Annotated in this window: 25 protein-coding genes; 12 read left to right on the top strand and 13 right to left on the bottom strand. The window is 54.9% G+C overall.

Annotation, left to right across the window (positions count from 1 at the left end; translation table 11 throughout):
* Nucleotides 1-10 precede the first annotated feature (10 nt).
* Genes fdrA through allS form a run of 4 tightly spaced genes read left to right on the top strand, consistent with a single transcriptional unit; the run spans nt 11 to nt 4,759 of the window.
* Complete coding sequence (gene fdrA, locus HYQ67_RS19580; protein ID WP_202306531.1) at nt 11-1,678, top strand: acyl-CoA synthetase FdrA; 1,668 nt, start codon at nt 11-13, stop codon at nt 1,676-1,678.
* A 13-nt stretch (nt 1,679-1,691) separates the two neighbouring features.
* A complete protein-coding gene (locus HYQ67_RS19585) occupies nt 1,692-2,954 on the top strand; it encodes a YlbE family protein (protein ID WP_202306533.1) in 1,263 nt (420 codons plus the stop codon).
* 46 nt (nt 2,955-3,000) lie between these two features.
* On the top strand, nt 3,001-3,825 hold the full coding sequence (locus HYQ67_RS19590; protein WP_202306535.1) for an oxamate carbamoyltransferase subunit AllH family protein: 825 nt from the start codon (nt 3,001-3,003) through the stop codon (nt 3,823-3,825).
* Nucleotides 3,818-4,759: an HTH-type transcriptional activator AllS gene (gene allS / locus HYQ67_RS19595; protein ID WP_202306545.1), complete on the top strand. Its 942-nt coding sequence runs from the start codon at nt 3,818-3,820 to the stop codon at nt 4,757-4,759. Before HYQ67_RS19590 ends, allS begins: the two co-directional genes overlap by 8 nt.
* 43 nt (nt 4,760-4,802) lie before the next feature.
* Here allS and HYQ67_RS19600 read toward each other — a convergent pair whose 3' ends face one another.
* Nucleotides 4,803-5,009 carry a DUF1107 domain-containing protein gene (locus HYQ67_RS19600; RefSeq protein ID WP_121266826.1) on the bottom strand — a complete coding sequence of 69 codons (207 nt, stop codon included), beginning with the start codon at nt 5,007-5,009 and terminating at the stop codon, nt 4,803-4,805.
* Nucleotides 5,010-5,345: 336 nt separating this feature from the next.
* Between HYQ67_RS19600 and HYQ67_RS19605 the strand changes: the two genes are divergently transcribed.
* Nucleotides 5,346-5,903, top strand: coding sequence for a YtfJ family protein (locus HYQ67_RS19605; RefSeq protein WP_202306547.1), 558 nt, complete (start codon nt 5,346-5,348; stop codon nt 5,901-5,903).
* Here HYQ67_RS19605 and cysQ read toward each other — a convergent pair.
* Nucleotides 5,893-6,639 (bottom strand): 3'(2'),5'-bisphosphate nucleotidase CysQ, encoded by a 747-nt coding sequence (cysQ, locus tag HYQ67_RS19610; protein WP_202306549.1) that lies wholly within the window; start codon nt 6,637-6,639, stop codon nt 5,893-5,895. The two genes, HYQ67_RS19605 and cysQ, sit on opposite strands and share 11 nt — an antisense overlap.
* A 202-nt stretch (nt 6,640-6,841) precedes the next feature.
* Between cysQ and HYQ67_RS19615 the strand changes: the two genes are divergently transcribed.
* Nucleotides 6,842-8,773, top strand: a complete 1,932-nt coding sequence (locus tag HYQ67_RS19615; RefSeq protein ID WP_202306551.1) for a bifunctional 2',3'-cyclic-nucleotide 2'-phosphodiesterase/3'-nucleotidase — start codon at nt 6,842-6,844, stop codon at nt 8,771-8,773.
* A gap of 53 nt (nt 8,774-8,826) precedes the next feature.
* On the opposite strand, the gene HYQ67_RS19620 is transcribed toward HYQ67_RS19615, so the two are convergent.
* On the bottom strand, nt 8,827-11,625 hold the full coding sequence (locus HYQ67_RS19620; protein ID WP_237391345.1) for an autotransporter outer membrane beta-barrel domain-containing protein: 2,799 nt from the start codon (nt 11,623-11,625) through the stop codon (nt 8,827-8,829).
* A 246-nt stretch (nt 11,626-11,871) separates the two neighbouring features.
* The gene (locus HYQ67_RS19625) at nt 11,872-12,273 is read right to left on the bottom strand and encodes a winged helix-turn-helix transcriptional regulator (protein ID WP_202306553.1); all 402 of its coding nucleotides are present in this window, start codon (nt 12,271-12,273) and stop codon (nt 11,872-11,874) included.
* A gap of 88 nt (nt 12,274-12,361) precedes the next feature.
* Between HYQ67_RS19625 and HYQ67_RS19630 the strand changes: the two genes are divergently transcribed.
* From HYQ67_RS19630 to ytfE, 4 genes are all read left to right on the top strand, one after another.
* Nucleotides 12,362-13,210 (top strand): SDR family oxidoreductase, encoded by an 849-nt coding sequence (locus HYQ67_RS19630; RefSeq protein ID WP_202306555.1) that lies wholly within the window; start codon nt 12,362-12,364, stop codon nt 13,208-13,210.
* Nucleotides 13,211-13,274: 64 nt separating this feature from the next.
* Complete coding sequence (locus HYQ67_RS19635) at nt 13,275-14,099, top strand: AraC family ligand binding domain-containing protein (RefSeq protein ID WP_202306557.1); 825 nt, start codon at nt 13,275-13,277, stop codon at nt 14,097-14,099.
* 77 nt (nt 14,100-14,176) lie between these two features.
* The gene (locus tag HYQ67_RS19640; protein WP_202306559.1) at nt 14,177-15,148 is read left to right on the top strand and encodes a DMT family transporter; all 972 of its coding nucleotides are present in this window, start codon (nt 14,177-14,179) and stop codon (nt 15,146-15,148) included.
* Between the two features lie 86 nt (nt 15,149-15,234).
* Entirely contained in the window at nt 15,235-15,897 is a 663-nt protein-coding gene (ytfE, locus tag HYQ67_RS19645; RefSeq protein WP_202306561.1) for an iron-sulfur cluster repair protein YtfE, read from the top strand.
* A 41-nt stretch (nt 15,898-15,938) separates the two neighbouring features.
* On the opposite strand, the gene cycA is transcribed toward ytfE, so the two are convergent.
* The gene (gene cycA, locus HYQ67_RS19650; RefSeq protein ID WP_202306563.1) at nt 15,939-17,351 is read right to left on the bottom strand and encodes a D-serine/D-alanine/glycine transporter; all 1,413 of its coding nucleotides are present in this window, start codon (nt 17,349-17,351) and stop codon (nt 15,939-15,941) included.
* Nucleotides 17,352-17,804: 453 nt separating this feature from the next.
* Nucleotides 17,805-18,425: a BamJ family beta-barrel-assembly machinery protein gene (gene bamJ, locus HYQ67_RS19655; protein ID WP_202306572.1), complete on the bottom strand. Its 621-nt coding sequence runs from the start codon at nt 18,423-18,425 to the stop codon at nt 17,805-17,807.
* Nucleotides 18,426-18,660: 235 nt separating this feature from the next.
* Here bamJ and HYQ67_RS19660 point away from each other — a divergent pair, with 235 nt between their 5' ends.
* Nucleotides 18,661-19,269, top strand: a complete 609-nt coding sequence (locus tag HYQ67_RS19660; RefSeq protein ID WP_202306574.1) for a LysM-like peptidoglycan-binding domain-containing protein — start codon at nt 18,661-18,663, stop codon at nt 19,267-19,269.
* Between the two features lie 67 nt (nt 19,270-19,336).
* Here the strand turns inward: HYQ67_RS19660 and rplI are convergent, their stop codons facing one another.
* From rplI to rpsF, 4 genes are read right to left on the bottom strand one after another with little or no spacing between them, the layout of a single operon-like run.
* Nucleotides 19,337-19,789 (bottom strand): 50S ribosomal protein L9, encoded by a 453-nt coding sequence (rplI, locus tag HYQ67_RS19665; RefSeq protein ID WP_202306576.1) that lies wholly within the window; start codon nt 19,787-19,789, stop codon nt 19,337-19,339.
* A 41-nt stretch (nt 19,790-19,830) separates the two neighbouring features.
* Entirely contained in the window at nt 19,831-20,058 is a 228-nt protein-coding gene (gene rpsR, locus HYQ67_RS19670; RefSeq protein WP_000135199.1) for a 30S ribosomal protein S18, read from the bottom strand.
* A gap of 4 nt (nt 20,059-20,062) precedes the next feature.
* A complete protein-coding gene (gene priB, locus HYQ67_RS19675; protein WP_167609871.1) occupies nt 20,063-20,380 on the bottom strand; it encodes a primosomal replication protein N in 318 nt (105 codons plus the stop codon).
* 6 nt (nt 20,381-20,386) lie between these two features.
* Entirely contained in the window at nt 20,387-20,782 is a 396-nt protein-coding gene (gene rpsF / locus HYQ67_RS19680) for a 30S ribosomal protein S6 (RefSeq protein ID WP_202306578.1), read from the bottom strand.
* A 360-nt stretch (nt 20,783-21,142) separates the two neighbouring features.
* Here rpsF and yjfY point away from each other — a divergent pair, with 360 nt between their 5' ends.
* A complete protein-coding gene (gene yjfY, locus HYQ67_RS19685) occupies nt 21,143-21,418 on the top strand; it encodes a DUF1471 family protein YjfY (RefSeq protein WP_202306580.1) in 276 nt (91 codons plus the stop codon).
* Between the two features lie 106 nt (nt 21,419-21,524).
* Here yjfY and HYQ67_RS19690 read toward each other — a convergent pair whose 3' ends face one another.
* The 3 genes from HYQ67_RS19690 to HYQ67_RS19700 are packed head-to-tail and all read right to left on the bottom strand — an operon-like array spanning nt 21,525 to nt 23,730.
* Complete coding sequence (locus HYQ67_RS19690) at nt 21,525-22,211, bottom strand: L-ribulose-5-phosphate 4-epimerase (RefSeq protein ID WP_202306582.1); 687 nt, start codon at nt 22,209-22,211, stop codon at nt 21,525-21,527.
* Complete coding sequence (locus HYQ67_RS19695; RefSeq protein ID WP_202306584.1) at nt 22,198-23,064, bottom strand: L-ribulose-5-phosphate 3-epimerase; 867 nt, start codon at nt 23,062-23,064, stop codon at nt 22,198-22,200. The genes HYQ67_RS19690 and HYQ67_RS19695 overlap by 14 nt, the downstream gene beginning before the upstream one ends.
* A gap of 9 nt (nt 23,065-23,073) precedes the next feature.
* Nucleotides 23,074-23,730: a 3-keto-L-gulonate-6-phosphate decarboxylase UlaD gene (locus tag HYQ67_RS19700; protein ID WP_202306586.1), complete on the bottom strand. Its 657-nt coding sequence runs from the start codon at nt 23,728-23,730 to the stop codon at nt 23,074-23,076.
* Nucleotide 23,731 lies beyond the last annotated feature (1 nt).

Genomic DNA, 23,731 nt, shown 5'->3' on the forward strand with positions numbered 1-23,731 from the left:
GGTAATAACCATGATTTATGCGTTTATCAAAAAGGGCAGCTTTCAGGACTCCGTCAGCCTGATGCTCATTTCGCGCAAGCTCAGCGCGTCGCCCGAGGTGGAAGAAGTTTCGGTAATGATGGGCACGCCCGCGAACAAGTCCCTGCTGGAAACCACCGGGTTCTGGCATGACGATTTCACCGACGCCACGCCGAACGATATCTGTGCCGCCGTGCGCGTTGGTGCAGAAAATCCGGGTATCGTCGATCTGATCCGCGAACAGCTGGAAACCGAGCTGACCGCCATCACCCAGGCGGCGGGCCAGGGGCAGCATCTGGCGAAAGCGCGCCGCTGGCAGAGCGCCTGCGACAAAATGCCGGATGCCAATCTGCTGCTGATCTCCGTGGCCGGGGAGTACGCCGCAGGCGTTGCCGAGCAGGGATTGCTGAGCGGCAAAAACGTGATGATGTTTTCCGATAACGTACCGGTTGAGCAGGAGGTCGCCCTTAAGCAGCAGGCGCGGGATCGCGGGCTGATCGTCATGGGGCCCGATTGCGGCACCGCAATGATCGCCGGAGCGCCGCTGGCGTTTGCTAACGTGCTGCCGAAAGGCAACATCGGCATTATCGGCGCGTCCGGCACCGGCATTCAGGAACTCGCTTCGCAAATTGCCCTACACAACCACGGAGTCAGCCACGCAATTGGCCTGGGCGGACGCGATCTCAGCGCGGAAGTCGGCGGAATAAGTGCGCTCACGGCGCTGGAGTGGCTGGCCGCCGATGAGCAAAGCAAAGTGCTGGCATTTGTCTCGAAGCCCCCGGCGGAAGCGGTGCGCCAGAAGGTTATCGCCGCCATGCAGCGCATCCCTAAGCCCATTGTCGCCTTGTTCCTCGGCGCGAAGCCAGAGAAATGCAACGAGGGCAACGTCTGGCTGGCCTCCACGCTTTCACAGGCTGCGCAGCTTGCCGTGATGCTCGCCTGCGTGGCGGAAGTCACCGAAACCCAGTCTGCCGTGGTTGGCAAAACTATCTCCGGGCTGTACGCCGGGGGCACGCTTGCCGCCGAAGCCGCAATGCTGCTTGCCGCACAGCTGGACGTTGAGCCGGATGCCCATCATCACAACGGCATCATGCTGGAGGCGAAAGGTCACCGCATTGTCGACCTGGGAGACGATGTTTATACCGTGGGCCGCCCGCACCCGATGATCGACCCGACCACCCGCTCCATTGAGATCGAAAAGCTCATCCAGCAAAAAGACGTTGGGGTCCTCCTGTTGGATGTCGTGCTGGGGTTTGGCGCCTGCGCCGATCCTGCTGGCGCGGTGGTAGAAGCCGTACAGAAAGTCCGCGAGGCCCGGGGACCCGGCAATCCGCTGGTCGTTATCGCCACCTTAACCGGCACGGAAAAAGATCCTCAGTGCCGCACAACGCAGGCCGATACGCTGTTGAACGCCGATATCGTGGTGATGAACAATTTGCAGGAAGCCATCCTGCTGGCAACCCACCTTATCACTCAGCATCAGCATCCTGTCACCGCAACGCGCCCGGCCATTCTGGACGGCGTGAAAGTCATCAATGCCGGCCTGCGCAGCTTTGCAAGCGATCTGCAAAGCACGGGCACGCCGGTTGTGCACTATCAGTGGGCACCCGTTGCCGGTGGCAACGCACGGCTCGCCAGTCTGTTAAAACAACTGAATTAAGAAGGAAGTGGCAATGTATTCATCAATTTCCGAAGCCAATGCGGCAATCATTGAACAAATTAAAGCGGCGCGTCCCTACTGGACCGACGTACGTCTGGCCCATGAGGCCATTCCTGAGCTGGCGCAGGGCAAAAAGCTGCTCCATGCGGGCCCGCCGATCGCCTGGCAGGAGATGACTGGCCCGATGCGCGGCGCATGCCTGGGGGCCTGCCTGTTTGAAGGCTGGGCGGCTAGCGAAGAAGAGGCAAAGACCCTGCTGGACAACGGCGGCGTGGAATTCATCCCCTGCCACCACGTCAGCGCGGTTGGCCCGATGGGGGGCATTACCTCCGCCCATATGCCGGTGCTGGTGGTGAAAAACAGCGTGCACGGCAACCAGGCCTGCTGCAACCTGAACGAAGGGATCGGTAAGGTGATGCGCTTCGGTGCCTACGGCCCGGACGTGCAGCAGCGCCTGCGCTGGATGCGCGACACCCTGGCCCCGGTGCTTCAGGAAGCGCTTGGGCGCATTGATAACGGCATCGACCTGACCGCATTAATGGCGCAGGCAATCACCATGGGTGACGAGTTCCACCAGCGTAACATTGCCGCCTCCGCCCTGCTGATGCGCACCCTGTCGCCTTATATCGTGCAGCTGGACCGCCCGAAGGCAGAGCTTGCGGAGGTGATGCAGTTCCTGAGCGTCACCGACCAGTTCTTCCTGAACCTGGCGATGGCCTACAGCAAAGCGGTAATGGACGCCGCCGCACAGATTAAAGCAGGGTCGATTGTCACCGCCATGACCCGCAACGGGCGCGATTTCGGCATCCGCGTCAGCGGGCTGGGCGACCGCTGGTTTACCGCGCCGGTCAATACGCCGCAGGGGCTGTTCTTCACCGGCTTCAGCCAGGCGGACGCTAACCCGGATATCGGCGACAGCGCCATCACCGAAACGCTGGGCATCGGCGGCGCGGCGATGATTGCGGCGCCGGGCGTGACGCGCTTCGTGGGCGCGGGCGGGATGGACGCGGCGCTGGAAACCAGCGAAGAGATGACCGAAATCTATCTCGACAGCAACCCGATGCTGCAAATCCCGTCGTGGAACTTTAAAGGGGCATGTCTGGGCCTTGATATCCGTCGCGTGGTGGAAACGGGGATCACACCGCTGATTAATACCGGGATTGCCCACCGCGAAGCGGGCGTGGGGCAGGTTGGGGCCGGGACAGTGCGCGCACCGCTGCCCTGCTTCGAACTGGCACTTGAAGCCCTTGCGCAAGTTCATCATATTACGGCTTAAACCTACGAGGGGGCGGCGCGGCTGCCCCTCAAATGGAGCGATATGAATGGATCTCTTTCTGGCGCCGGGCGGCAGCGGGCTGCCCTTTCCTGACGGCAGCGAACTTCGCCTGCACAGCCGTTTTACCCACGCCATTAACGTGACGCACCCCAGCGGCAGGCTGTTTACTTTTCATCGTTATGGCAAAGGCTGTAGCCCAACGGGCTGGATTTTTTATAATGATGATTTCGATAAAATTAACCGCTTTATTGCCGCTGATAGCTCCTTAAACGTCAAAGATCGAGGCTTTACTGGCCGTGGATACACGCTGCGAAACCGGCGTCGACTGAATTTTAACGTCCCGGAAGGCGAGATTGCGCTACCAAACCTGCACAAATTCAGTAACCCGACAGGCCTGCTCGGCCCGCTCAACGAAGCGGTGAAACAGCCTGACAGTCCGATTGTGAATTTGCTAACCCACCAGCTGGACCGCTGGCTGGCAGGGCAGACTCCAGACTGGAGCGCACTGATAGGCCTTGGGCCAGGCCTGACCCCCAGCGGCGATGATATGCTGATCGGCGCGCTGGCGGCGCTGTATTCCAACCAACAACTCCTTGCCCTTAACCGTTACCCTTTAATTCTGCCGGACTTTCAGTCGCTTTTAACACTGACGACATCCGTGAGCTGTAGCTATCTCGACAGCGCTGCCAGAGGGCAGTTCTCAACGCCGCTGGTAAGACTCATGGGCCGTCTGGCCCATTCTCGCGATAGCGAAACTGCCATCCGTGATCTGCTCGGTCACGGCCATACTTCCGGCGCAGATACCCTTCTCGGGCTGGTTACCGGGCTGCGCTGGCTCAGGAAAGCGTTTCCAGGAGCCAATCATGCTTGACCATGAAACGATTCGCACTTTTATTAAGGTCGCGGAAACCGGCAGCTTTTCACAGGCCGCCGCCGCGCTGCACAAAACGCCTGCGGCGATGAGTTACCGCATCAAGACACTTGAAGAACATGTGGGTACGCAGCTTTTTACCCGCACCACGCGCACGGTGAACCTCACGCTGGCGGGCGAGTGTCTGCTGGAACATTGTCGGCAATGGCTAAGCTGGGTGGATAGCATGCCCGCGGAGCTTAAACAGATTAACGCCGGGGTGGAACGTCAGGTGAACATAGTGGTGAATAACCTGCTCTATCAGCCTGAAACCGTCGCCCGGTTCCTGACCTGGCTGCACCAGCGCTACCCCCATACGCAATTTCAAATTTCGCGGCAGGTTTACATGGGGGTGTGGGATGCGCTGCTGTACGACGATTTTCACATCGCCATCGGCGTGACCGGCTCGGAGTCCCTTTCGAACAATATCGCGCTGCACCCTTTAGGCGAGATTTCGTGGCTGTTTGTCGTCGCGCCCCACCATCCCTTAGCGAAACTTAGCGGTGAAACCATCGCGGAGGAGCATCTTCGTCGCTATCCGGCGATTAACATCGATGACACCTCACGGACGCTAACCCGCCGCGTCGCCTGGCTGCTGCCGGGCCAGAAAGAGATCAAAGTGCCGGATATCAGCACCAAGCTGGAGTGCCATCTCAAAGGGCTGGGGATTGGTTTTTTACCCTATAACCTCTGCCAGCCGTGGCTGGAAAGCGGCGAGCTGGTGACGAGGAAGGTCGAGCGCGCGCGGCAGCCGTCGCAGCTTTCTCTGGCGTGGAAATCAACGGGAGTGGGTAAAGCGATAAGGGAAGTTGTGACGCAGTTTCAGCGCAATGAGCCGACGATTCGCGGTTTCCTCCAGCAGATAGACCGGCGTCCCGTCCGCCAGGAACACTAACGGCACCCTCGGGTGCCGTTCTGTTTTGTACTACCTGATGGCTTTACGCCATCTCCGCCTGCATACGCAGAACCTGGCGGTTTACTTCAGACATAACAGATAAGTGCTGCTTATCTTTCACTTTTGGGATGAGGATCTTGCCCTTATCGAACTCAAAAGCGCCAACGTCCTTGATGTACAACCGTCCACGGAACAGGATTTTCACGTACTTCGCCACCTGAAGCGGGTTGTAACGTTGGAAAATTTTCATTGTTTTTACTCTCCTGCAGTGTTTACGCCCCTGCGGTTCCACATTTGGTCCGACAAAACGAGGCGAAAAATTTGGTGCCTGGAAACTATAGTCCATATACAAACTGACACCTAGTTTGCATAACCTTATTTACCGTTTGATTACAATTTCTCAGAATAATCTATGTAAATGTAACCAAACTACAGTTTAAGCATTCAAAAATCAGGGATATGTGCGGCGGCCCGCAAACTGGCACTGTTGTTGCGAGACAAATAATGATTCAGCACTTATGCTTAAAACACCGCGACCAAGTGGTCGGATCACCTGTCACTCGTCACCCAGAATAAGGAGTCAATAATGACCCTGCGCACAGCGCTTGCGCTTACCGCCCTGCTGCTGCCTTTGATGGCCTCAGCCCATAATTTTGAGAAGAACCAACGCGTCCCGCCGGTCGGCATTGCCGATAACGGCGAGCTGGTTCTGAATAATGATAAGTTTAGCTATAAAAACTGGAATAGCGCGCAGCTACCTGGAAAAGTGCGAGTCCTGCAACATATTGCCGGGCGTTCAAGCGCGAAAGAGAAAAATGCGGGGCTGATAGAAGCGATTAAGGCCGCGAAATTCCCGCATGACCGCTACCAGACGACGACGGTTGTGAATACCGATGACGCCATCGTCGGCACGGGGATGTTTGTGCGTAGCAGCATTGAGAGCAACAAGCAGCAGTACCCGTGGTCCCAGTTTATTGTGGACAGCAACGGCGTGGCGAAAAAAACCTGGCAGCTCGAAGATGCTGGCTCGGCGATTGTGGTGCTGGATAAAAACGGGCGCATCCAGTACGCCAAAGACGGTGCCCTGACGCAGGAAGAAGTGCAGCAGGTGATGGACCTGCTGCATAAGCTACTCAGTAAATAGACACCCGGAAGCCTGGGTTTAAGAAGGACTCGCGCGGGGTATAGTCGAGAGGCTTGCCCTGCCAGTCGTGAACATGCGCCCCGGCGGCAACCGCTACGGCGTGGCCTGCGGCGGTATCCCAGATATTGGTTGGCCCAAAGCGCGGATAAAGCTGCGCCTGGCCATCCGCCACCAGGCAGAACTTCAGCGAGGAGCCGATGGCGGTGGTCTGGTGTTCGCCAATCTGCTGGAGATACTCTTTCAGTTCACTATCCGTGTCTGAGTGGGAACGGCTTACCACTACTAGCGGCGGGCGCGCATCTCGCACCTGAATTTGATGACGTGTCCCACTCTCTTCTTTCCACGCTTTGCCTTCCGCCGCGCTGTACATGATGTCCAGCACCGGGGCATAAACCACGCCCATGACGGCTTTGCCCTTCTCAATAAGCGCGATGTTTACCGTGAATTCACCGTTGCGCTTAAGAAACTCTTTCGTGCCATCCAGCGGATCGACCAGCCAGTAACGGCTCCATTTCTGGCGAAGTTCCCAGCTTTGCGGATCCTCTTCGGATAATACCGGCACGTCCGGTGTGAGCGCCGTCAGGCCCTGCATAATAATGCCGTGGGCAGCGAGATCCGCCGCGGTGACCGGTGAGTCGTCGGATTTCTGGGTTGCCGCAAGCGGCATCTCCCCGTCGTAAACCTGCATGATGGCGGCTCCCGCCTCTCGTGCCAGTTGGCAAATTGATTCTAACATTCTCCACCTCATGTCATTGCAGCACACGCTTCACCGCGCGATTAACCTGTTGTTTTACTTATATCTCATTGCGTCCTGATGCGCTATCTGTGAAGCGATTCCGGTTTCCCAGGCCCTGTTTCTGGCAGACTTCACACTTTTGTAAGCAACGGCCTGTAAATTCATTGCCTTTTGTGGCGTACCTCGAAAAAGGACCTTAATCATGATCAAGTTTAGCGTAACGATGCTTGCCACGCTGATTGCCACCAGCGTCAGCGCGGCAACCGTCGATCTGCGTATCCTCGAAACCACCGACCTGCACAGCAATATGATGGACTTCGACTACTACAAAGATACGCCAACCGAGAAATTCGGGCTGGTACGGACCGCAAGCCTCATTAATGCAGCACGTAGCGAAGCAAAAAACAGCGTGCTCGTTGATAACGGTGATTTGATTCAGGGTAGCCCACTTGGCGACTACATGGCGGCAAAGGGATTAAAAGCAGGAGAAATCCATCCCGTTTATAAGGCGCTGAACACGCTGGACTATGCCGTAGGGAACCTGGGAAACCATGAATTCAACTACGGGCTGGATTATCTGCACAAGGCGCTGTCCGGTGCGAAATTCCCGTACGTAAACGCCAATATCATCGACGCAAAAACCAATAAGCCGCTGTTTACGCCTTATCTCATCAAAGAGACCCGTGTGATGGATAAAGACGGCAGGCCGCAGACATTACGCATCGGCTACATCGGCTTCGTGCCGCCGCAAATCATGACGTGGGATAAGGCGAATCTGGAGGGTAAAGTCACGGTGCGGGATATCACCGAAACCGCGAAGCATTATGTTCCGCAGATGCGTAAAGAAGGGGCGGATTTAGTGGTTGTGGTTGCGCATTCAGGACTTTCCAGCGACCCGTATCACGCGATGGCCGAGAACTCCGTTTATTACCTGAGCCAGGTACCTGGGGTCGATGCCATACTGTTCGGCCATGCTCACGCCGTTTTCCCGGGCAAAGACTTTGCGAAGATCAAAGGCGCGGACATCAAGCAAGGCACGCTAAACGGCGTGCCCGCAGTGATGCCGGGGATGTGGGGCGATCATCTGGGCGTGGTGGATCTGGTGCTCAACAACGACGGCGGCTCGTGGAAAGTCACCGGCAGTAAAGCCGAGGCGCGCCCGATCTATGACAACGCGGCGAAAAAATCGCTGGCACCGGAAGACAAGGATCTGGTGAAAGTGCTGGCCCACGACCATGACGCCACCCGTGAATTTGTCAGCAAACCCATCGGCAAATCAGCCGATAATATGTACAGCTATCTGGCGCTGGTACAGGATGATCCTACCGTGCAGGTGGTGAACAACGCCCAGCGCGCCTACGTGGAGAAATACATTCAGGGCGACCCGGACCTGGCCAGTCTCCCGGTGCTTTCCGCTGCCGCCCCGTTCAAGGTGGGCGGGCGTAAAAACGATCCGGCAAGCTTTGTCGAAGTCGAAAAAGGCCAGCTGACCTTCCGCAACGCCGCCGATTTATACCTCTACCCAAACACGCTGGTCGTGGTAAAGGCGAGTGGTCAAGAGGTGAAGGAATGGCTGGAATGCTCCGCCGGGCAGTTTAACCAGATTGATGTCAACAGCAGCAAGCCGCAGTCGCTCATCAACTGGGACAGTTTCCGCACCTATAACTTTGATGTGATAGACGGAGTGGAGTATCAGATTGATGTTTCTCAGCCTGCGCGCTACGACAGCGATTGTAAGCTTGCGAACCCGCAGTCTGAGCGCATTAAAAACCTGACGTTTAAAGGCAAGCCAGTCGATCCGAACGCCACCTTCCTGGTCGCCACCAACAACTATCGCGCCTACGGCGGCACCTTCGCCGGAACGGGCGAGAAGCACATTGCCTTTGCGTCTCCGGATGAAAACCGCTCGGTGTTGGCGAACTGGATTAGCGCGCAGAAGGAGATCCATCCGGCGGCGGATAACAACTGGCGTCTGGCACCGATTCACAGCAAGCAGCCGCTGGATATTCGCTTTGAAACTTTACCAGGCCAAAAAGCTGCCGCATTCATTAAAGAGAAGGCTCAGTATCCGATGAAAAATGTCGGCACGGATGATATCGGTTTTGCGCTATATCAGATTGATTTAGACAAATAGCGAGGATAAAAAAACAGGCCGCAGCGCGCTGCGGCCTGTTGTTGGGGCAACCATCAGAAGCTAAAGCGATAGCCGCCGTTGACCTGCCGCTGATCAAATTTATGGCCCACGGAGTAATCCAGATCGACGTACAAAGTATGCGCGTTGTTTAACTGGGCGCTGACGCCAATACCATTATTCCACCAGTCTCCTTTAAAGGAGTGATCCTCGCGAGAACCATTCAGGCGATAAGCCGTATCGCCTGAAAATTCACGTAAGATGCCAGTTTTCAGATAAACGTTTACCGAATTGTTAGCGTCTATAACCTCGTACCCCAGAATACCGCTGGCTCGGGCAACCATGGATTCATAGCTCCCTAAACTAACGTTCAGCCCATTAGTTTCATGGATATTGCTGGCATTCTGGTGGGTATAAACAAATTCTGCCTGCGGTTCGAGATAGAGTCCTTTTACCGACGGCGTCGGGTTAAAGCGCTGACCTGTTTCCAGCGATAAACTAAAACCATCTGAGCGGCCGGTGCCTGAAACCTGATTGCTCTGGCTGTCTAACACTGAGAAGTGGTTGCGTAAGCTTGCGTATTTGGCAATAGCATCGATATAGAACCCGTCCTGTGTGACATAGGTTCCGTAAACCCCCAGATAGGAGGATTGAACCGAACCGTCACCGGAGCCATAATCAGGCTTGCCCGTGGTCAGGCCCATGAAGGGGCCGATATACAGCGGTAACGTCTCGGAAACACGTTTATCAACACCAAACTGGATGCCGTTGTATTTCATATCGAAACCACTGAGCTTGCCGCCGCTAAATGAGTTGTATTTACCCGCAAAGCCTTTGACCCACATATCGCCATGCAGCTGGTTCTGGCGCATATACCCCATACGCTGAAGTAACGTCTGGTTTTCCGCACGGTTAATTAAATAGCCAATATTCAGGAAGTTTGCTCCGGCACTTGCGCCGGTCGAAATATCAGGGTCTGGCTTGTTGCTGTCGCTTGCATAGAGCTCCCAGTCGTTTCCTTTCTTGCGAAGATTGTAAAGATAACCGCCCAGTTCCGTCTTGCCGGGAGTGCTAAATGTCGCCTTACCATCCTGCGTTTCAACAACGGTTAACACTTCACTTCCGTTAGTTGTCTGACTCCCCTGGTTAACGACGGTGATTTGGTGTTCACCAGCGCTGCTTCCGGTCACAATGACTTTATCACCCGAATTATCCACACCGTTTCCCTTCCCTGCGATATCGGTGTGCATGATAAAGCTACCGTTGCCTTCTAAATTACCGATAGTCAGCCGTCCCTGGTTGCTTTCTGTAGCAAAATTCACCGTGGAGTTATTCAGCTCGAGATTATCCAGGTTGGAATCTGCAATCATATTCCAGCTGGTGTCCTGCATGGTGATATTTAACGCACCACCATTCACACCATCACTGTAGGCCTGGCCGGTCCAGCGCGAGCCTGAAGCCATATCAAGATTAATAACGCCACCGCGGGCGGCAATGGCACCCGTAATATCCATTTCACCGTCGGCATTAATACGGCTTGCCGTATACCCATCATTATGCTGAGTGCCTATGGCCATATCGCCAGGATCGGCCATATGAATGACGGTGTTTCCGGTGAGATCGATCTGGCTATCCGTCATGGCGTAAACACCACGAGCGGCGCTAGCGCCAGTGATAGAAAGATTGTCACCGGTGATACGACCTCCGCCTAAAGCCCACAAGCCCAGCGTTACCGCCCCATTAGCGTCAACCTCGATATCGGTGTTGGTCAAGTTCACAATGGAACCTGCAAACTGAGCAGATGCGCCGTACGAGCCACCTGCAACAATGGAATTGCGCTTCTGTGCCGTTCCCAGAAAGTTTACTTCCGCAGAAGAACTGTCATTATTTGCCACAATCCCGCCGCCCTTTAGCGCTGACAGATGGCTGTCCGCACCAATATTGACAGTCCCGGAGTAAGACTCAATGGCAATGGCGTCCTGGCCGGTAACAGAAACAGACAGCGCGTCGGCGGCGAATTGCCCAAGGTTCCAGAGCCCGGAAGCGTACTCTCCGGTGGTACTGATTCGACTATTCGAACCCAAAATCGTGATGGCTTCGTCCTGGTTATTGATTCCATAGGACGCCTGCCCCTGCGTATTAATGCTCAGTTCAGTAGCGCTGAAGCTAGCGGGAAGCGTGCCGCGGCCATTGATACCAAAAACGTACAGGCCGAAACTGTTGTTGCCGCTGACACTAATTGAGCTACCTGCTCCCAGGTTGGCGGTGCTGCCATGTTCTTCAACCGCCAGGCCTTTGGCATTATCGCTGGTAACATTAATATTAAGCCCCGTGGCCTGAAGGGTTGAACCACCCCGCAAAGAAAGCCCGATATTGTTAAGACTGGAGCCATGACTTTCCAGCGTAATTTGGCTTCCCGCCCCTAAATTAATCGTGTCTTTCGCGCCACTCACATCCATGGCGATACCGGAAGCTCCCTTTACCGCTATCGAGAGGCGATTGGCATTCAGTATCGTATTATCCCCCTGGATAATGACACCTTCGGTATACGCACTGTCCGTGGCAGAAATGAAGACATCATTGGCCAAATTAATATTAGCAGTCCTACCGTATTGATTAAGTATACCGTAAAGTATGCCGTTGAAACGTTGATCGGCGGTGACATGATCGCCGTCATTAAGGGCTATCGTATCCGCCGACTGGCTTCCTGTATTTGCGGCCTGCGCAGTTGGCATTACGATCAATGAACTAACCATGAACAGACTTACCATCGCAGCTCGCGCAACTAACTGATGGTTAACGTCATTATTATGCAGCCCTGTCAAAGGGGCGTCTAAATAAGAATTCGCATCCATGTCGCAAAACTCCTTACATTTTATAACCTCATATTTATGGCGATATAAATATATCATCAAACAATAAATGGACTTATATATATTTATATTTGTCGCATTGGTAAATATAATATTTAGCGATAGTTATGCACTTAGGGGAAATATTTTCATTTACGCACTATAAACATCACGCAGAGTTATTATTTTATCCATATTCTTTATCAATATTGCTCAGGCATATCCATCACTGAGCAACATAAAATTAAGTCAGTCTGCCGCGCCGCCCTGCCCACGTGATGCCATCACCTGCGGCAAATTTCCCTCAATCCAGTCCGCCAGTGCGGCGACTTTGGGCGCGATTTCCTCACCGAGCGGCGTAAGGCTGTATTCCACATGTGGAGGGACAACGGGGTAAGATTTACGATTCACAAAACCGTCCGCTTCCAGCCATTGCAGCGTCTGAGCCAGCATTTTCTCGCTCACGCCGCCCATCTTACGGCGCAGGTCGCTGAAGCGGTGCGTGCCGCCCTGAAGCGCGACCAGAATCAACACGCCCCAGCGGCTGGTAACATGTTTCAGCACGTCCCGCGAAGGGCATTTCTCGGCAAACAGATTGCCGCTGCGCATCTGCTCGCTAAGCGATGGCGTACTTTCGATAATATCGCTCATTCCATACTTACCTTTTTGTGCGTACTTACTAAAAGTTAGTTAGGGTGCTAGTGTGGCACAACTAACCCAAAACAGTAAGGTGTTTACCATGATTGCGATTACCGGTGTTTCCGGCCAGCTTGGCCGTCAGGTTGTAGAGGAATTGCTGAAAACCGTGGAAGCAAGAAGCGTAGTGGCGATTGTTCGCACGCCAGCCAAAGTGAGTGATTTAGCCGGGCGCGGCGTGCAGGTTCGCGCAGGCGATTATAACGACAGGGCTGCGATGCAGCAGGCTCTGACAGGCGTCGAAAAGCTCCTGTTAGTTTCTTCCAGCGAAGTTGGTCAGCGTGCCGTTCAGCACCGCAACGTTATTGAAGCCGCGAAGGCCGCAGGCGTCAAACTCATCGCCTACACCAGCCTGCTGCACGCGGATACCTCCCCGCTTGGCCTGGCCGAAGAGCATGTGACAACGGAAAAAATGCTTAAAGAGTCTGGCGTTCCTTTCGTGCTGCTGCGCAACGGCTGGTACACCGAAAACTATCTTGCCAGCGTTCCGGCTGCCCTGCAGCACGGCGTGTTTATAGGCAGCGCAGGGGCAGGAAAAATTGCCTCTGCCACGCGAACTGACTATGCGGCAGCAGCGGCAAAAGTCCTGACGCTGGATAATCAGGCTGGGAAAACCTATGAGCTGGCGGGCGATCGCGGCTGGACGCTGGCGGAGCTGGCGGAAGAAGTCAGCAGGCAGAGCGGTAAAACCGTGGTTTATCAGAACCTCAGCGAAGCGGAATTCAAAGCGGCGCTGCTGGGCGCGGGTTTACCGGAAGGTTTTGCGGCAATGCTCGCAAACTCAGACATCGGCGCATCCAAAGGCGGCCTGTTCGACGATAGCCACCAGCTCAGCCAGCTGACTGGCCGTCCCACAACTTCCCTTGAGGAAAGCGTTCGCAGCACGCTGTAATTGTTAACTATCCGTTAACGGTGGACATCCCTATACTTATGGGGTGTCCCCGCGGAGGTTTTCAGTGCAAGGCGTTCCCGAGCAGTTCATTGATGAGAAAGACATCGCCCAGTTCCGGCATCTGCCGCAGCTGCCCGGCGTCGAGCTTTATCACGCCCACATCTCACGCTACGCCTTTGAACCCCACACCCACGAAGCCTTTGGCATCGGCACCGTCACCTGGGGAGCCGAACGCTTCCGCTATCGCGGCGCGCAGCACGTTGCCGCGCGGGACTCGCTGGTGCTGATGAACCCGGACGAACTGCATACCGGCGAAGCCGCGACCGAAGACGGCTGGCAGTACCGCATGATTTATCTGGATCCTGAGCTACTCGAGTCCGTCACCGGCGAGCGCCGCTGGTGGTTCAGCGATGCGGTCACCCATGACCCGCTGCGTTCGCGCCAGGTTGGGCAATTGATTAACGGCCTCTGGAGCGCGGGCGACACAATGACTCAGCAAGGCCTGCTGCTCAACCTCATCGAGGCTTTTCGGCCATACGCGCATCATCAGCCAGCCGGGCCGCAGGAAGCCGCACACCGCTTCGAGCGCATCCGCGAATACCTCCACGACAACTATATGCACCCAATAACGCTCGACGAACTGGCCGCCGTAGTTTCACTAAGCCCCTGGCATTTCCAGCGCCAGTTCAAAGTACACTTTCACGTCACGCCCCATCAGATGCTGATGGCTATTCGACTTTGGTACGCCAAGCAGTTTCTGACGAGTGGTGTTCCCGCCGCGCAGGTCGCGGCTATGAGCGGCCTGACGGACCAGGCACATCTGACCCGCGCTTTCGCCCAGCGTTACGGCATCACGCCCGTGCGCTACCAAAAACAGGTTTCCCGCTAGCTAAACCGCAATCTCATACAATACTCGCACCCGCCTCGCCCCTACACTGGCCGCAAAGAACTAACCGGAAGAGTAAAATGTTAACTGGCGTGCTGTATGCCCTGATGGCCGGGCTGATGTGGGGGCTCATTTTTGTCGGCCCGATTATTGTGCCTGACTATCCCGCGGCTTTGCAGTCTACCGGGCGCTATCTGGCGCTGGGTCTGATCGCCATTCCGCTGGCGTGGCTCGGGCGGCAGCGTCTGCGCCAGCTTAGCGGCCAGGACTGGTTCACCGCGCTGAAACTTTCCACCGTAGGAAACCTGATTTATTACGTCTGCCTGGCAAGCGCCATCCAGCGCACCGGCGCACCCATCTCGACAATGATCATCGGCACCCTGCCGGTGGTGATCCCGGTCTTTGCCAATCTGCTGTACAGCAAGCGTGACGGCAAGCTGCCGTGGCGACGGCTCGCCCCTGCGCTGGTGATAATCGCTGTTGGTTTGGTGATGGTGAACACCGCCGAACTGCGCGGAGAGAGTGTAGATTTCAGCTGGTGGCGCTACGTCAGCGGCATCATCCTGGCCTTCATTTCCGTTATCTGCTGGGCGTGGTATGCGCTGCGTAACGCCCGTTGGCTGCGGGAAAATCCTGATAAAAATCCGATGATGTGGGCCACGGCCCAGGGGCTCTCCACGCTACCCTTCTCGCTGCTGGGATACGTTGCCGTGTGTCTGTTTATGGCCAGCAGCAACGCTGATTTTGCCCTGCCGTTTGGCCCCCGCCCGGAGGTGTTCGTCACGCTGATGCTGGCTATCGCCCTGCTCTGCTCCTGGCTGGGCAATCTGTGCTGGAACATTGCCTGCCAGCGTCTGCCGACGGTAATCGTCGGGCCGCTTATCGTCTTTGAAACGCTGGCCGGGCTGGCCTATACCTTTATGCTGCGCCACAGCTGGCCTCCCGTATTAACGCTGCTGGGTATTCTTTGCCTGGTGCTCGGCGTGGTGCTGGCGGTGCTGACCAAGCCGCAAAAACAGCAGGTAAGCGAGGTCGTAGCTGCACGGAAGTAGCAGCCACTACTTAAAAATAGTCATAGCCTTATCTTAAAGATGCATTTAACATGCATCTTATATTTTTCAAGATGAGGTAACCGCCCATGACCTTCCGCGACCAATCTTTAGGTGAATTAGCCCTGACCATTCCCCGCGCTTCCGCGCTGTTCCGCGAGCTGGATCTGGATTTTTGCTGCGGGGGCAAACAGACGCTTGAGCGCGCCGCCGCTCGCAAAGAGCTGGATCTGCAAGCCATAGAGGCTGAGCTAGCCAACCTTGCCGAAGAGCCATTTGAGAAGGAGTGGCGAACCGCGCCGCTGCCTGAAATTATCGATCATATTCTGGTTCGCTATCACGACAGGCACCGCGAACAGCTGCCTGAACTGATCTTACAGGCGACTAAAGTTGAGCGCGTGCATGCGGATAAACCGAACGTGCCGAAGGGGCTGGCGAAGTACCTCACCATGCTGCATCAGGAACTGAGCAGCCATATGATGAAGGAAGAACAGATTCTGTTCCCGATGATTAAGCAGGGCATGGGTTCGCAGACGGGCGGCCCGATTAGCGTCATGGAGAGCGAACATGATGAGGCGGGAGAGCTGCTGGAAGTCATCAAGCACACCACCAATAACGTCACCCCACCGCCGGAAGCGTGCACGACCTGGAAAGCGATGTATAACGGCATTAACGAACTGATTGACGATCTGATGAATCACATCAGCCTTGAGAACAACGTGCTGTTCCCTCGGGCTTTGGCGGGGGAGTAATTTTAAGCCCTCTCCCCAAACAGGGAGAGGGTCACAAAAGGTTATTTACGTGAATTAGCCAGACGCTTTTTACCCATAAACAGCCAGCACACTCCGAGCACCACAAACCACAGCGGCGTCACCATCAGCGCCTGGCGGGTATCCGCCTCCAGCGTCAGCAGCACAATCACAAACACGAAGAACGCCATGCAAACCCAGCACATCAGTTTGCCAAGCGGCATTTTGTAGATGGATTTTTTGTGCAGCTCAGGTCGCTGTTTGCGGTACACCAGATATGAGCACAGAATAATCGTCCAGACGAACATAAACAGAATCGCCGACACGGTGGTGATCATCGTGAAGGCTGCGATGACGTTCGGATTAACATACAGCATCACCACCCCGCCCAGCAGGCAGATGCAGGAGAAGGTTAACCCTTTAGCCGGAACGGCACGCTTAGACAGCTTAGCGAACGCCTGCGGCGCCATCTTGTCCTGCGCAAGGCCAAACAGCATGCGGCTGGTAGAGAATACGCCGCTGTTAGCCGAGGACGCGGCAGACGTCAGCACCACGAAGTTGATGATGCTCGCGGCGGCAGGCAGCCCCACCAGCACAAACAATTCAACGAACGGGCTCTTATCCGCCACCACGGAACGCCACGGCGTTACCGACATAATCACGACCAGAGCAAACACGTAGAACATGATGATGCGAACTGGAATCGAGTTAATGGCGCGCGGCAGCGATTTCTCCGGGTCTTTGGTTTCCGCGGCGGTTGTGCCCACCAGCTCAATCCCCACGAAAGCGAAGACCGCAATCTGGAAACCGGCAAAGAAGCCGCTGAGGCCTTTCGGGAACCAGCCACCGTCATTCCACAGGTTGTTGAAAGAGGCCTCAACGCCCGATGGCGAATGGAAGTGCGTCAGAATCATCACCAGGCCGATAATAATCAGCCCTACGATGGCGACAATCTTGATCATTGCAAACCAGAACTCCATCTCACCGAACATCTTCACCGTGGCCAGATTCAGGCTCAGCAGCAGGACGACAACGGCCAGAGAGGCCACCCAGTCCGAAAGCCCTGGGAACCAGAATTGTGCATAAGACGTGATAGCCACCACGTCGGCCATGCCGGTGACAACCCAGCAGAACCAGTATGTCCAGCCGGTGAAATACCCGGCCCACGGGCCAAGCAGGTCGGCGGCGAAATCGCTGAATGACTTGTACTCGAGGTTTGAGAGCAGCAGCTCCCCCATCGCCCGCATCACGAAGAACAGCATAAAGCCGATGATCATATAGACGAAGATGATGGACGGCCCCGCGAGGCTGATGGTTTTACCGGAGCCCATAAACAGCCCGGTGCCTATAGCGCCACCGATGGCGATAAGCTGGATATGACGGTTAGTTAAATTTCGCCGCAGTGACTGCTCCGCCGGAGCCTGATCGGCCTCAGCGACTTTTGCCTGATCTACCATGTTGTGTTTTTCCTGTACCTGACCGTTGTGTTTGGCTCTTCTGGCCTTTACGTAATATTGATGTGACGTTGCTTTCATAAAGCACATGGATAGTAGGAGAGATTTGGCGGGATGAATACCTGCTAAAAACGATCTTGTTAATTTTTTGTTTTATTTGAGTGCGAAATCACTGTCGCAACGCGATCTGCCTCACAAAAATACCCGTAACGTGAGCATATGCAAGATAAAATCATGGTTATTTGTTAAGAACCAAACGAAAACCCCGCTGTAAGCGGGGTTCCAGACTGATGACAAACCTGTAGCGAACGAATTTCGCAAAGATCTCGCCGGATAAATAATCAGGAAAATCAATTTATTGGTTTTCGGCAGTTCTTCAACCAAAAAGGAAAAACCACGTTTTTCCTTTTTGGTTTACAACATTAAACCCCGCTGTAAGCGGGGTTCTGCTACTGCTTACAGAATTTCCAGCAGTTCGACTTCAAAGACCAGGGTGCTGAATGGCGGGATGGACGCGCCAGCACCGCGCTCGCCGTAGGCCAGGTTGTGAGGGATAGTCAGTTCCCATTTAGAGCCAACCGGCATCAGGGTCAGGGCTTCAATCCAGCCTGCGATGACGCCGCTGACCGGGAATTCAGCCGGTTCGCCACGCTGTACGGAGCTGTCGAATACGGTGCCGTCGATAAGCTTACCGGTATAGTGCACGCGAACGTGATCTTTGCGCGCAGGAATAGCGCCGGTGCCCTGAGTCAGAACGCGGAATTGCAGGCCGGATTCGGTGCTGCTCACGCCTTCTTTCTTGACGTTCTCTTCCAGATATTTCTGACCTTCTACCGCCATCTCTTTCTGACGTTCCTGACGCACCGCATCGGCACGTTCGTGAACTTCACGCAGAGCACGGTGAACAACATCAACAGGAACGACCGGAGCATTCCCTTCCAGCGCATCACGCAGACCAGCCACCAGCGCTTCTGGCAGCAGACCCTGCAGACCAGATTCGCTCAGTTGCTGACCAACCTGTAAACCAATACCGTAACTTGCTTGCGCTTCGACGCTGTCAAAAGAAGGGGTTGTCATGAGTTTTCCTTTAGGGTTTTAAAAGCAAGCGTGCAGCATAGCAGCGTCACCTGGTCGGGTAAAATGCAAAAGGGTGAAAGGTGACAAATGCGAACGAAACGGGAACAATGGCTTCAGGAGTGCTAAATTACAGTGGAGCGTCACGGAAAGCGGGATCGTTCACTGCATCAAACAGTTAGCGTTCTATAATGGAGTTGGGAAATGGTCACAGCACAGTATGTGGACTTGAGGAGGGTTGCCGATGCGATTCGCTATTAAACCAAAGCTCGTAAGGATATGGCACGCCCCTGAGCATTTTCGTCTCATGGATCCGCTTCCCCCGCTGCATCGGCGAGGCATTATCATTGCGGCCGCTATCGTGGTGATTGGCTTTTTATTACCGACGCCCAATGAACCAGATCGCCCGGTCACTCGTGACGCGCAGCTCTCGATTGAGTCACAGACCCCAATGCATGCCGAGCTGGTGAATCCGCCCACTAATACAACGCCTGCCGCCCCCGTAGAGCCAGCGCCTGTTCAACCTTCCGTTCAGCCAGAAGCGCAGAGCCAGGCTCCGGTGCCACATGCCAATAACGATATCGAACAACAATGGCGTTCCTACCGTGTGGAATCAGGGCAGACTCTGGCACAGCTGTTCCGTGACCATAATTTACCCCCGACAGATGTCTACGCGATGGCTCAGGTACAAGGCGACAATCAGCCCCTGAGAACGTTACAGACCGGGCAGATGGTGAAGATTCGTCAGAATGCGAATGGAATAGTGACAGGCCTGTCACTTGATTCAGGCAGCGGTGAGGTCTTATTTACCCGCCAGCCGGACGGCAGCTTCCTGCGCGCACAATAAGTGGCTTGGCTCATAAATGCAAAACGCCGGCACATGGCCGGCGTTTTAACGTGTACTTCAGCTTAAATTAAGCTTCAGCAACAACGTTTACAGTCAGTTTAGCGAACACTTCGCTGTGAACCTGGAAGTCCACTTCGTGTGCGCCAGTGGTACGCAGAACGCCGTTCGGTAAACGAACTTCGCTCTTAGCCACTTCAACGCCAGCTGCAGTAACAGCATCAGCGATGTCGCGAGTACCGATGGAACCGAACAGTTTACCTTCGTCGCCTGCTTTAGACGCGATAGTAACGGTTTCCAGTGCGTTGATCTTCGCAGCGCGAGCTTCAGCAGCAGCCAGAACGTCAGCCAGTTTAGCTTCCAGTTCTGCACGGCGTGCTTCGAAGAATTCAACGTTTTTCTTGGTAGCAGGAACAGCTTTACCCTGTGGTACCAGGAAGTTACGAGCATAACCCGCTTTAACGTTAACCTGATCACCCAGGCTACCCAGGTTTGCTACTTTATCAAGCAGAATAACTTGCATTACCTTATCCTCTCAAAGTCGTATTAATGGACCGTGACCGATTACTGATGACGATCAGTGTACGGCAGCAGAGACAGGTAGCGAGCGCGTTTGATAGCGCGAGCCAGCTGACGCTGATATTTTGCACGGGTACCGGTGATACGGCTTGGGACAATCTTACCGCTTTCGGTGATGTAGTTTTTCAGCGTAGCGATGTCTTTATAGTCAATCTCTTGAACGCCTTCCGCGGTGAAACGGCAGAACTTGCGACGACGGAAATAACGTGCCATATGGCTAGTCTCCAGAATCTATCAATTCAATCTGCTCGGCATGCAATACCACTTTGTTCAGCCCATTTTTTGCCTGATGGCAAGTAATGAAGCCTTGAACCGTAAGTACCGTGCCGACCGTTATACTGTGAGTAATGGCCTGGTGTGCGTGTCCGCTAATAATCACGGGCATTCTGCACCATGCCTGCCGGTTGAAACCGGCCTCCTCTTGCACAGAACGATGCTCAAGCACGAACTGGCAGTGAGGAATTCCTGACGGGCTGACCTTGCGCAGGGGTGTCTTGCACACTGTGCCAGACAGAACCAGGCGGTTTGCCGTCATCAGAAATTACTCTTCAGAATCCCCAGCATCTGCATCTTCAGTGGTTTCAGACGCGAAATCGTCACGACGCTCACGGCGTTCGTCTTTCGCTTTAACCATTGGAGAAGCTTCGGTAACCGCGTGCTTAACGCGCATAACCATGCTGCGGATAACGGCGTCGTTGAAGCGGAAGTTAGTTTCCAGCTCATCGATCGCTTCCTGCGGAGCTTCAACGTTCAGCAGAACGTAGTGAGCTTTGTGCAGTTTATTGATCGGGTAAGCCAGCTGACGGCGGCCCCAGTCTTCCAGACGGTGGATCGTACCTTCTGCTGCAGTGATTGCACCAGTGTAACGTTCGATCATACCCGGAACCTGTTCGCTCTGGTCAGGATGGACCATAAAAACGATTTCGTAATGACGCATCGAATTGCTCCTTACGGATTATTCAGCCTCCTGTCAGGGTCAGCCGCGGCCCATGGAAGCAAGGAACGTGTTTATAAAGGCGGCTGAAAAATTGACGCGTAATCATACTTGCGGGGCCTGACAAACTCAAGGCCGAACGGAAATTAATTCTTTTGGCTGACGGACAAAAAACCGACGGCGGACTAACACCGTGAATTTTATAAAGTTGAGCTGGATCACTAAAAATTTTTGACCAACACCATCAGAAATGGTCGCTTTTTATTCAACCACATCGGTTTACACTTAGTATCAAGGGCCGCCACTAATCATTCACAGGAGCGACGACCACTGATAACACACCAGCTGTAGTGGAGCGCAAATATGAAAACCCTCGCTTATTTTCTTGCCGCGGCATTTTTGCTAAGCGCAAATGCGACGGCAGCGATCAAAATAGACAGCCGTATCGCCAGAAATATGGATGATGTGCAGAGCCTCGGCGTGATTTACATCAACCATAACTTCGCAACCGAACAGGAAGCGGAACAGGCGATACAGCAGGATGCGCAACAGCATGGCGCAGCTTACTACCACACCATCCTGATGAGGGAACCCGGTAGCAATGGCAACATGCGGGTCAGCGCAGATATTTACAGGTAACAACAGGTACGAGTAAGCAGCACCGTCAGTCCCAGCGTTAACACCAGGAATACCACAACGACATAGAAAGCCAACGTATGATTTGCCCCCTTTGCTGGGGGCTTTTTTATTTTTGCCCGTAGTACGCGTTAGCGCCGTGTTTACGCTGGAAGTGCTTGTTCATCAGGTAGCTATCGACAGGTTTCAACTGCGGATTGATGCCACGTGCAATCCACGCCATACGCGCCACTTCCTCCATCACCACGGCATTGTGTACCGCCTCGTCAACATCTTTTCCCCAGGCAAAGGGTCCGTGCTGATAGACCACCATGCCCGGCGTATGCAGCGGGTTAGCCCGGGCAAGCGTTTCGATGATCACTTTGCCGGTATTGAGCTCGTACTCGCCCTGTATCTCCTCTGCGGACAGTGCACGGGTACAGGGAATATCCCCGAAGAAGTAATCCGCATGCGTGGTGCCAAGCGCGGGGATGGACAACCCTGCCTGCGCCCAGGCCGTGGCGTGCGTAGAATGGGTATGCACCACGCCGCCCAGCTCGGGGTATTTTTTATAAAGCGCAAGGTGCGTTGCCGTATCCGAGGAGGGACGATACCGCCCTTCAATGACCACGCCGTTCATATCAACCACCACCATGTCATCTGCTGACATTTGCTCATACGCCACGCCGCTTGGCTTAATCACCACGCGCTGGCGCTGGCGGTCGATACCGCTGGCGTTTCCCCAGGTAAAGGTCACCAGCCCATGGCGCGGCAGCGCCATGTTCGCCTCGAAGACCTGCTGTTTAAGCTGCCGCATAACCTTCCTCCAGCAATCCTGCCCGCGCCATACGTTCCAGCACCCAGTCCCGGGCTTTTATGACCTCCACTACCGGGTCTACCGCCGTTTCGCTCCACATCTCGATGAGATACGGGCCGCGGTAGCCGCTGTGTTTTAACGTCTCAAAGCAGCGTTCAAACTCCACGACACCCGAGCCAAAAGGCACATTTTTAAAAACGCCGGGGCGCGTGTCTTTAACGTGAACGGCGACGATATGCCCGCTTCCTGCCTGCAACTCCATCTGCACGTCGTTATCCCACGCGGAGAGATTGCCGATATCCGGGTAAAGCTGGAACCACGGATTATTAAGATAGTGGGCATAGCCCATTGCCTTGCTGATGGAGTTCATCAGCGGGTAGTCCATGATTTCCATCGCCAGCGTCACCTGCGCGCGGCTCGCCATTTCAACCGCCAGGGTTAACCCTTCCCGGAAGCGACGACGGGTTTCGTCGTTAGCCTGCTGGTAATAAACGTCATAACCCGCCAGCTGGATAACGCGAATGCCCACGTCCTGCGCCAGCTCAATGGCTTTGCGCATGATCTCCAGCCCCTGGTTACGCACCGCATCGTCTTCACTCCCCAGCGGGTAGCGGCGGTGGGCGCTAAGGCACATCGACGGAACGCGAACCCCGGTTTCGGCCACGGCCTGCACCAGCGCCAGGCGCTGTTCACGGCTCCAGTCCAGGCGCGACAGCCGGTTATCCGTTTCATCCACCGACATTTCCACGAAATCAAACTCAAGCGTTGCCGCAAGAGACAGCTTTTCCTGCCAGCACTCCCCGACGGGGAGCGCCTTTTCATAGATACCCAGCGGAACCTGTTTGTGCAACATAACCGCTCCTTATCCCCAAAGCTGGGCAATGGAACGTTTAAACTGTCGCGCCGCCGCAACGGGATCTGCGGCGTCACGAATGCTGCGCCCGGCTATAAAGACGTGAATCGGGATGCCCTGAAAGAGCGGCAAATCCTCCAGTGCCAGACCGCCGGTAACCGTGACTTTAAAGCCCATATCCGCAAGGCGTTTTATCGCCGTGATATCCGCTTCGCTCCAGGCTACGCCCGCTGCCTGTGCGTCCCGGCTACGATGGTAGACCACCTGCTCAATCCCCGCTTTGCGCCACTCCTGCGCCTGGTCCCACGTCCAGAAACCGGTCAGCTCGATTTGCACATCGCCGTTAAATTCGCGGGCGACTTCCAGCGCGCCTTTTGCAGTGTTGATGTCCGCACAGCAGATGACGGTGACCCAGTCCGCACTGGCTTCAAAACACATACGAGAAAGGATTTTCCCCGCGTCGGCGATCTTGGCATCCGCCAGCACAATTTTGTGCGGGTAAAGCGCCTTTAGGTCACGTACCGCACGCACGCCCTCGCCCACGCAAAGAATGGTGCCGACTTCAATAATATCCACCTCTTCGGCGATCAGTCGCGTGGTGTGGTAGGCATCCGAAAGGGTCTGGTTATCCAGCGCGACCTGCAACATGGGTAATGAATGAGACATA

It is taken from the genome of Dryocola clanedunensis subsp. sulfonylureivorans, from assembly GCF_016756775.1.
GTDB classification, from domain to species: Bacteria; Pseudomonadota; Gammaproteobacteria; order Enterobacterales; family Enterobacteriaceae; genus Dryocola; species Dryocola clanedunensis.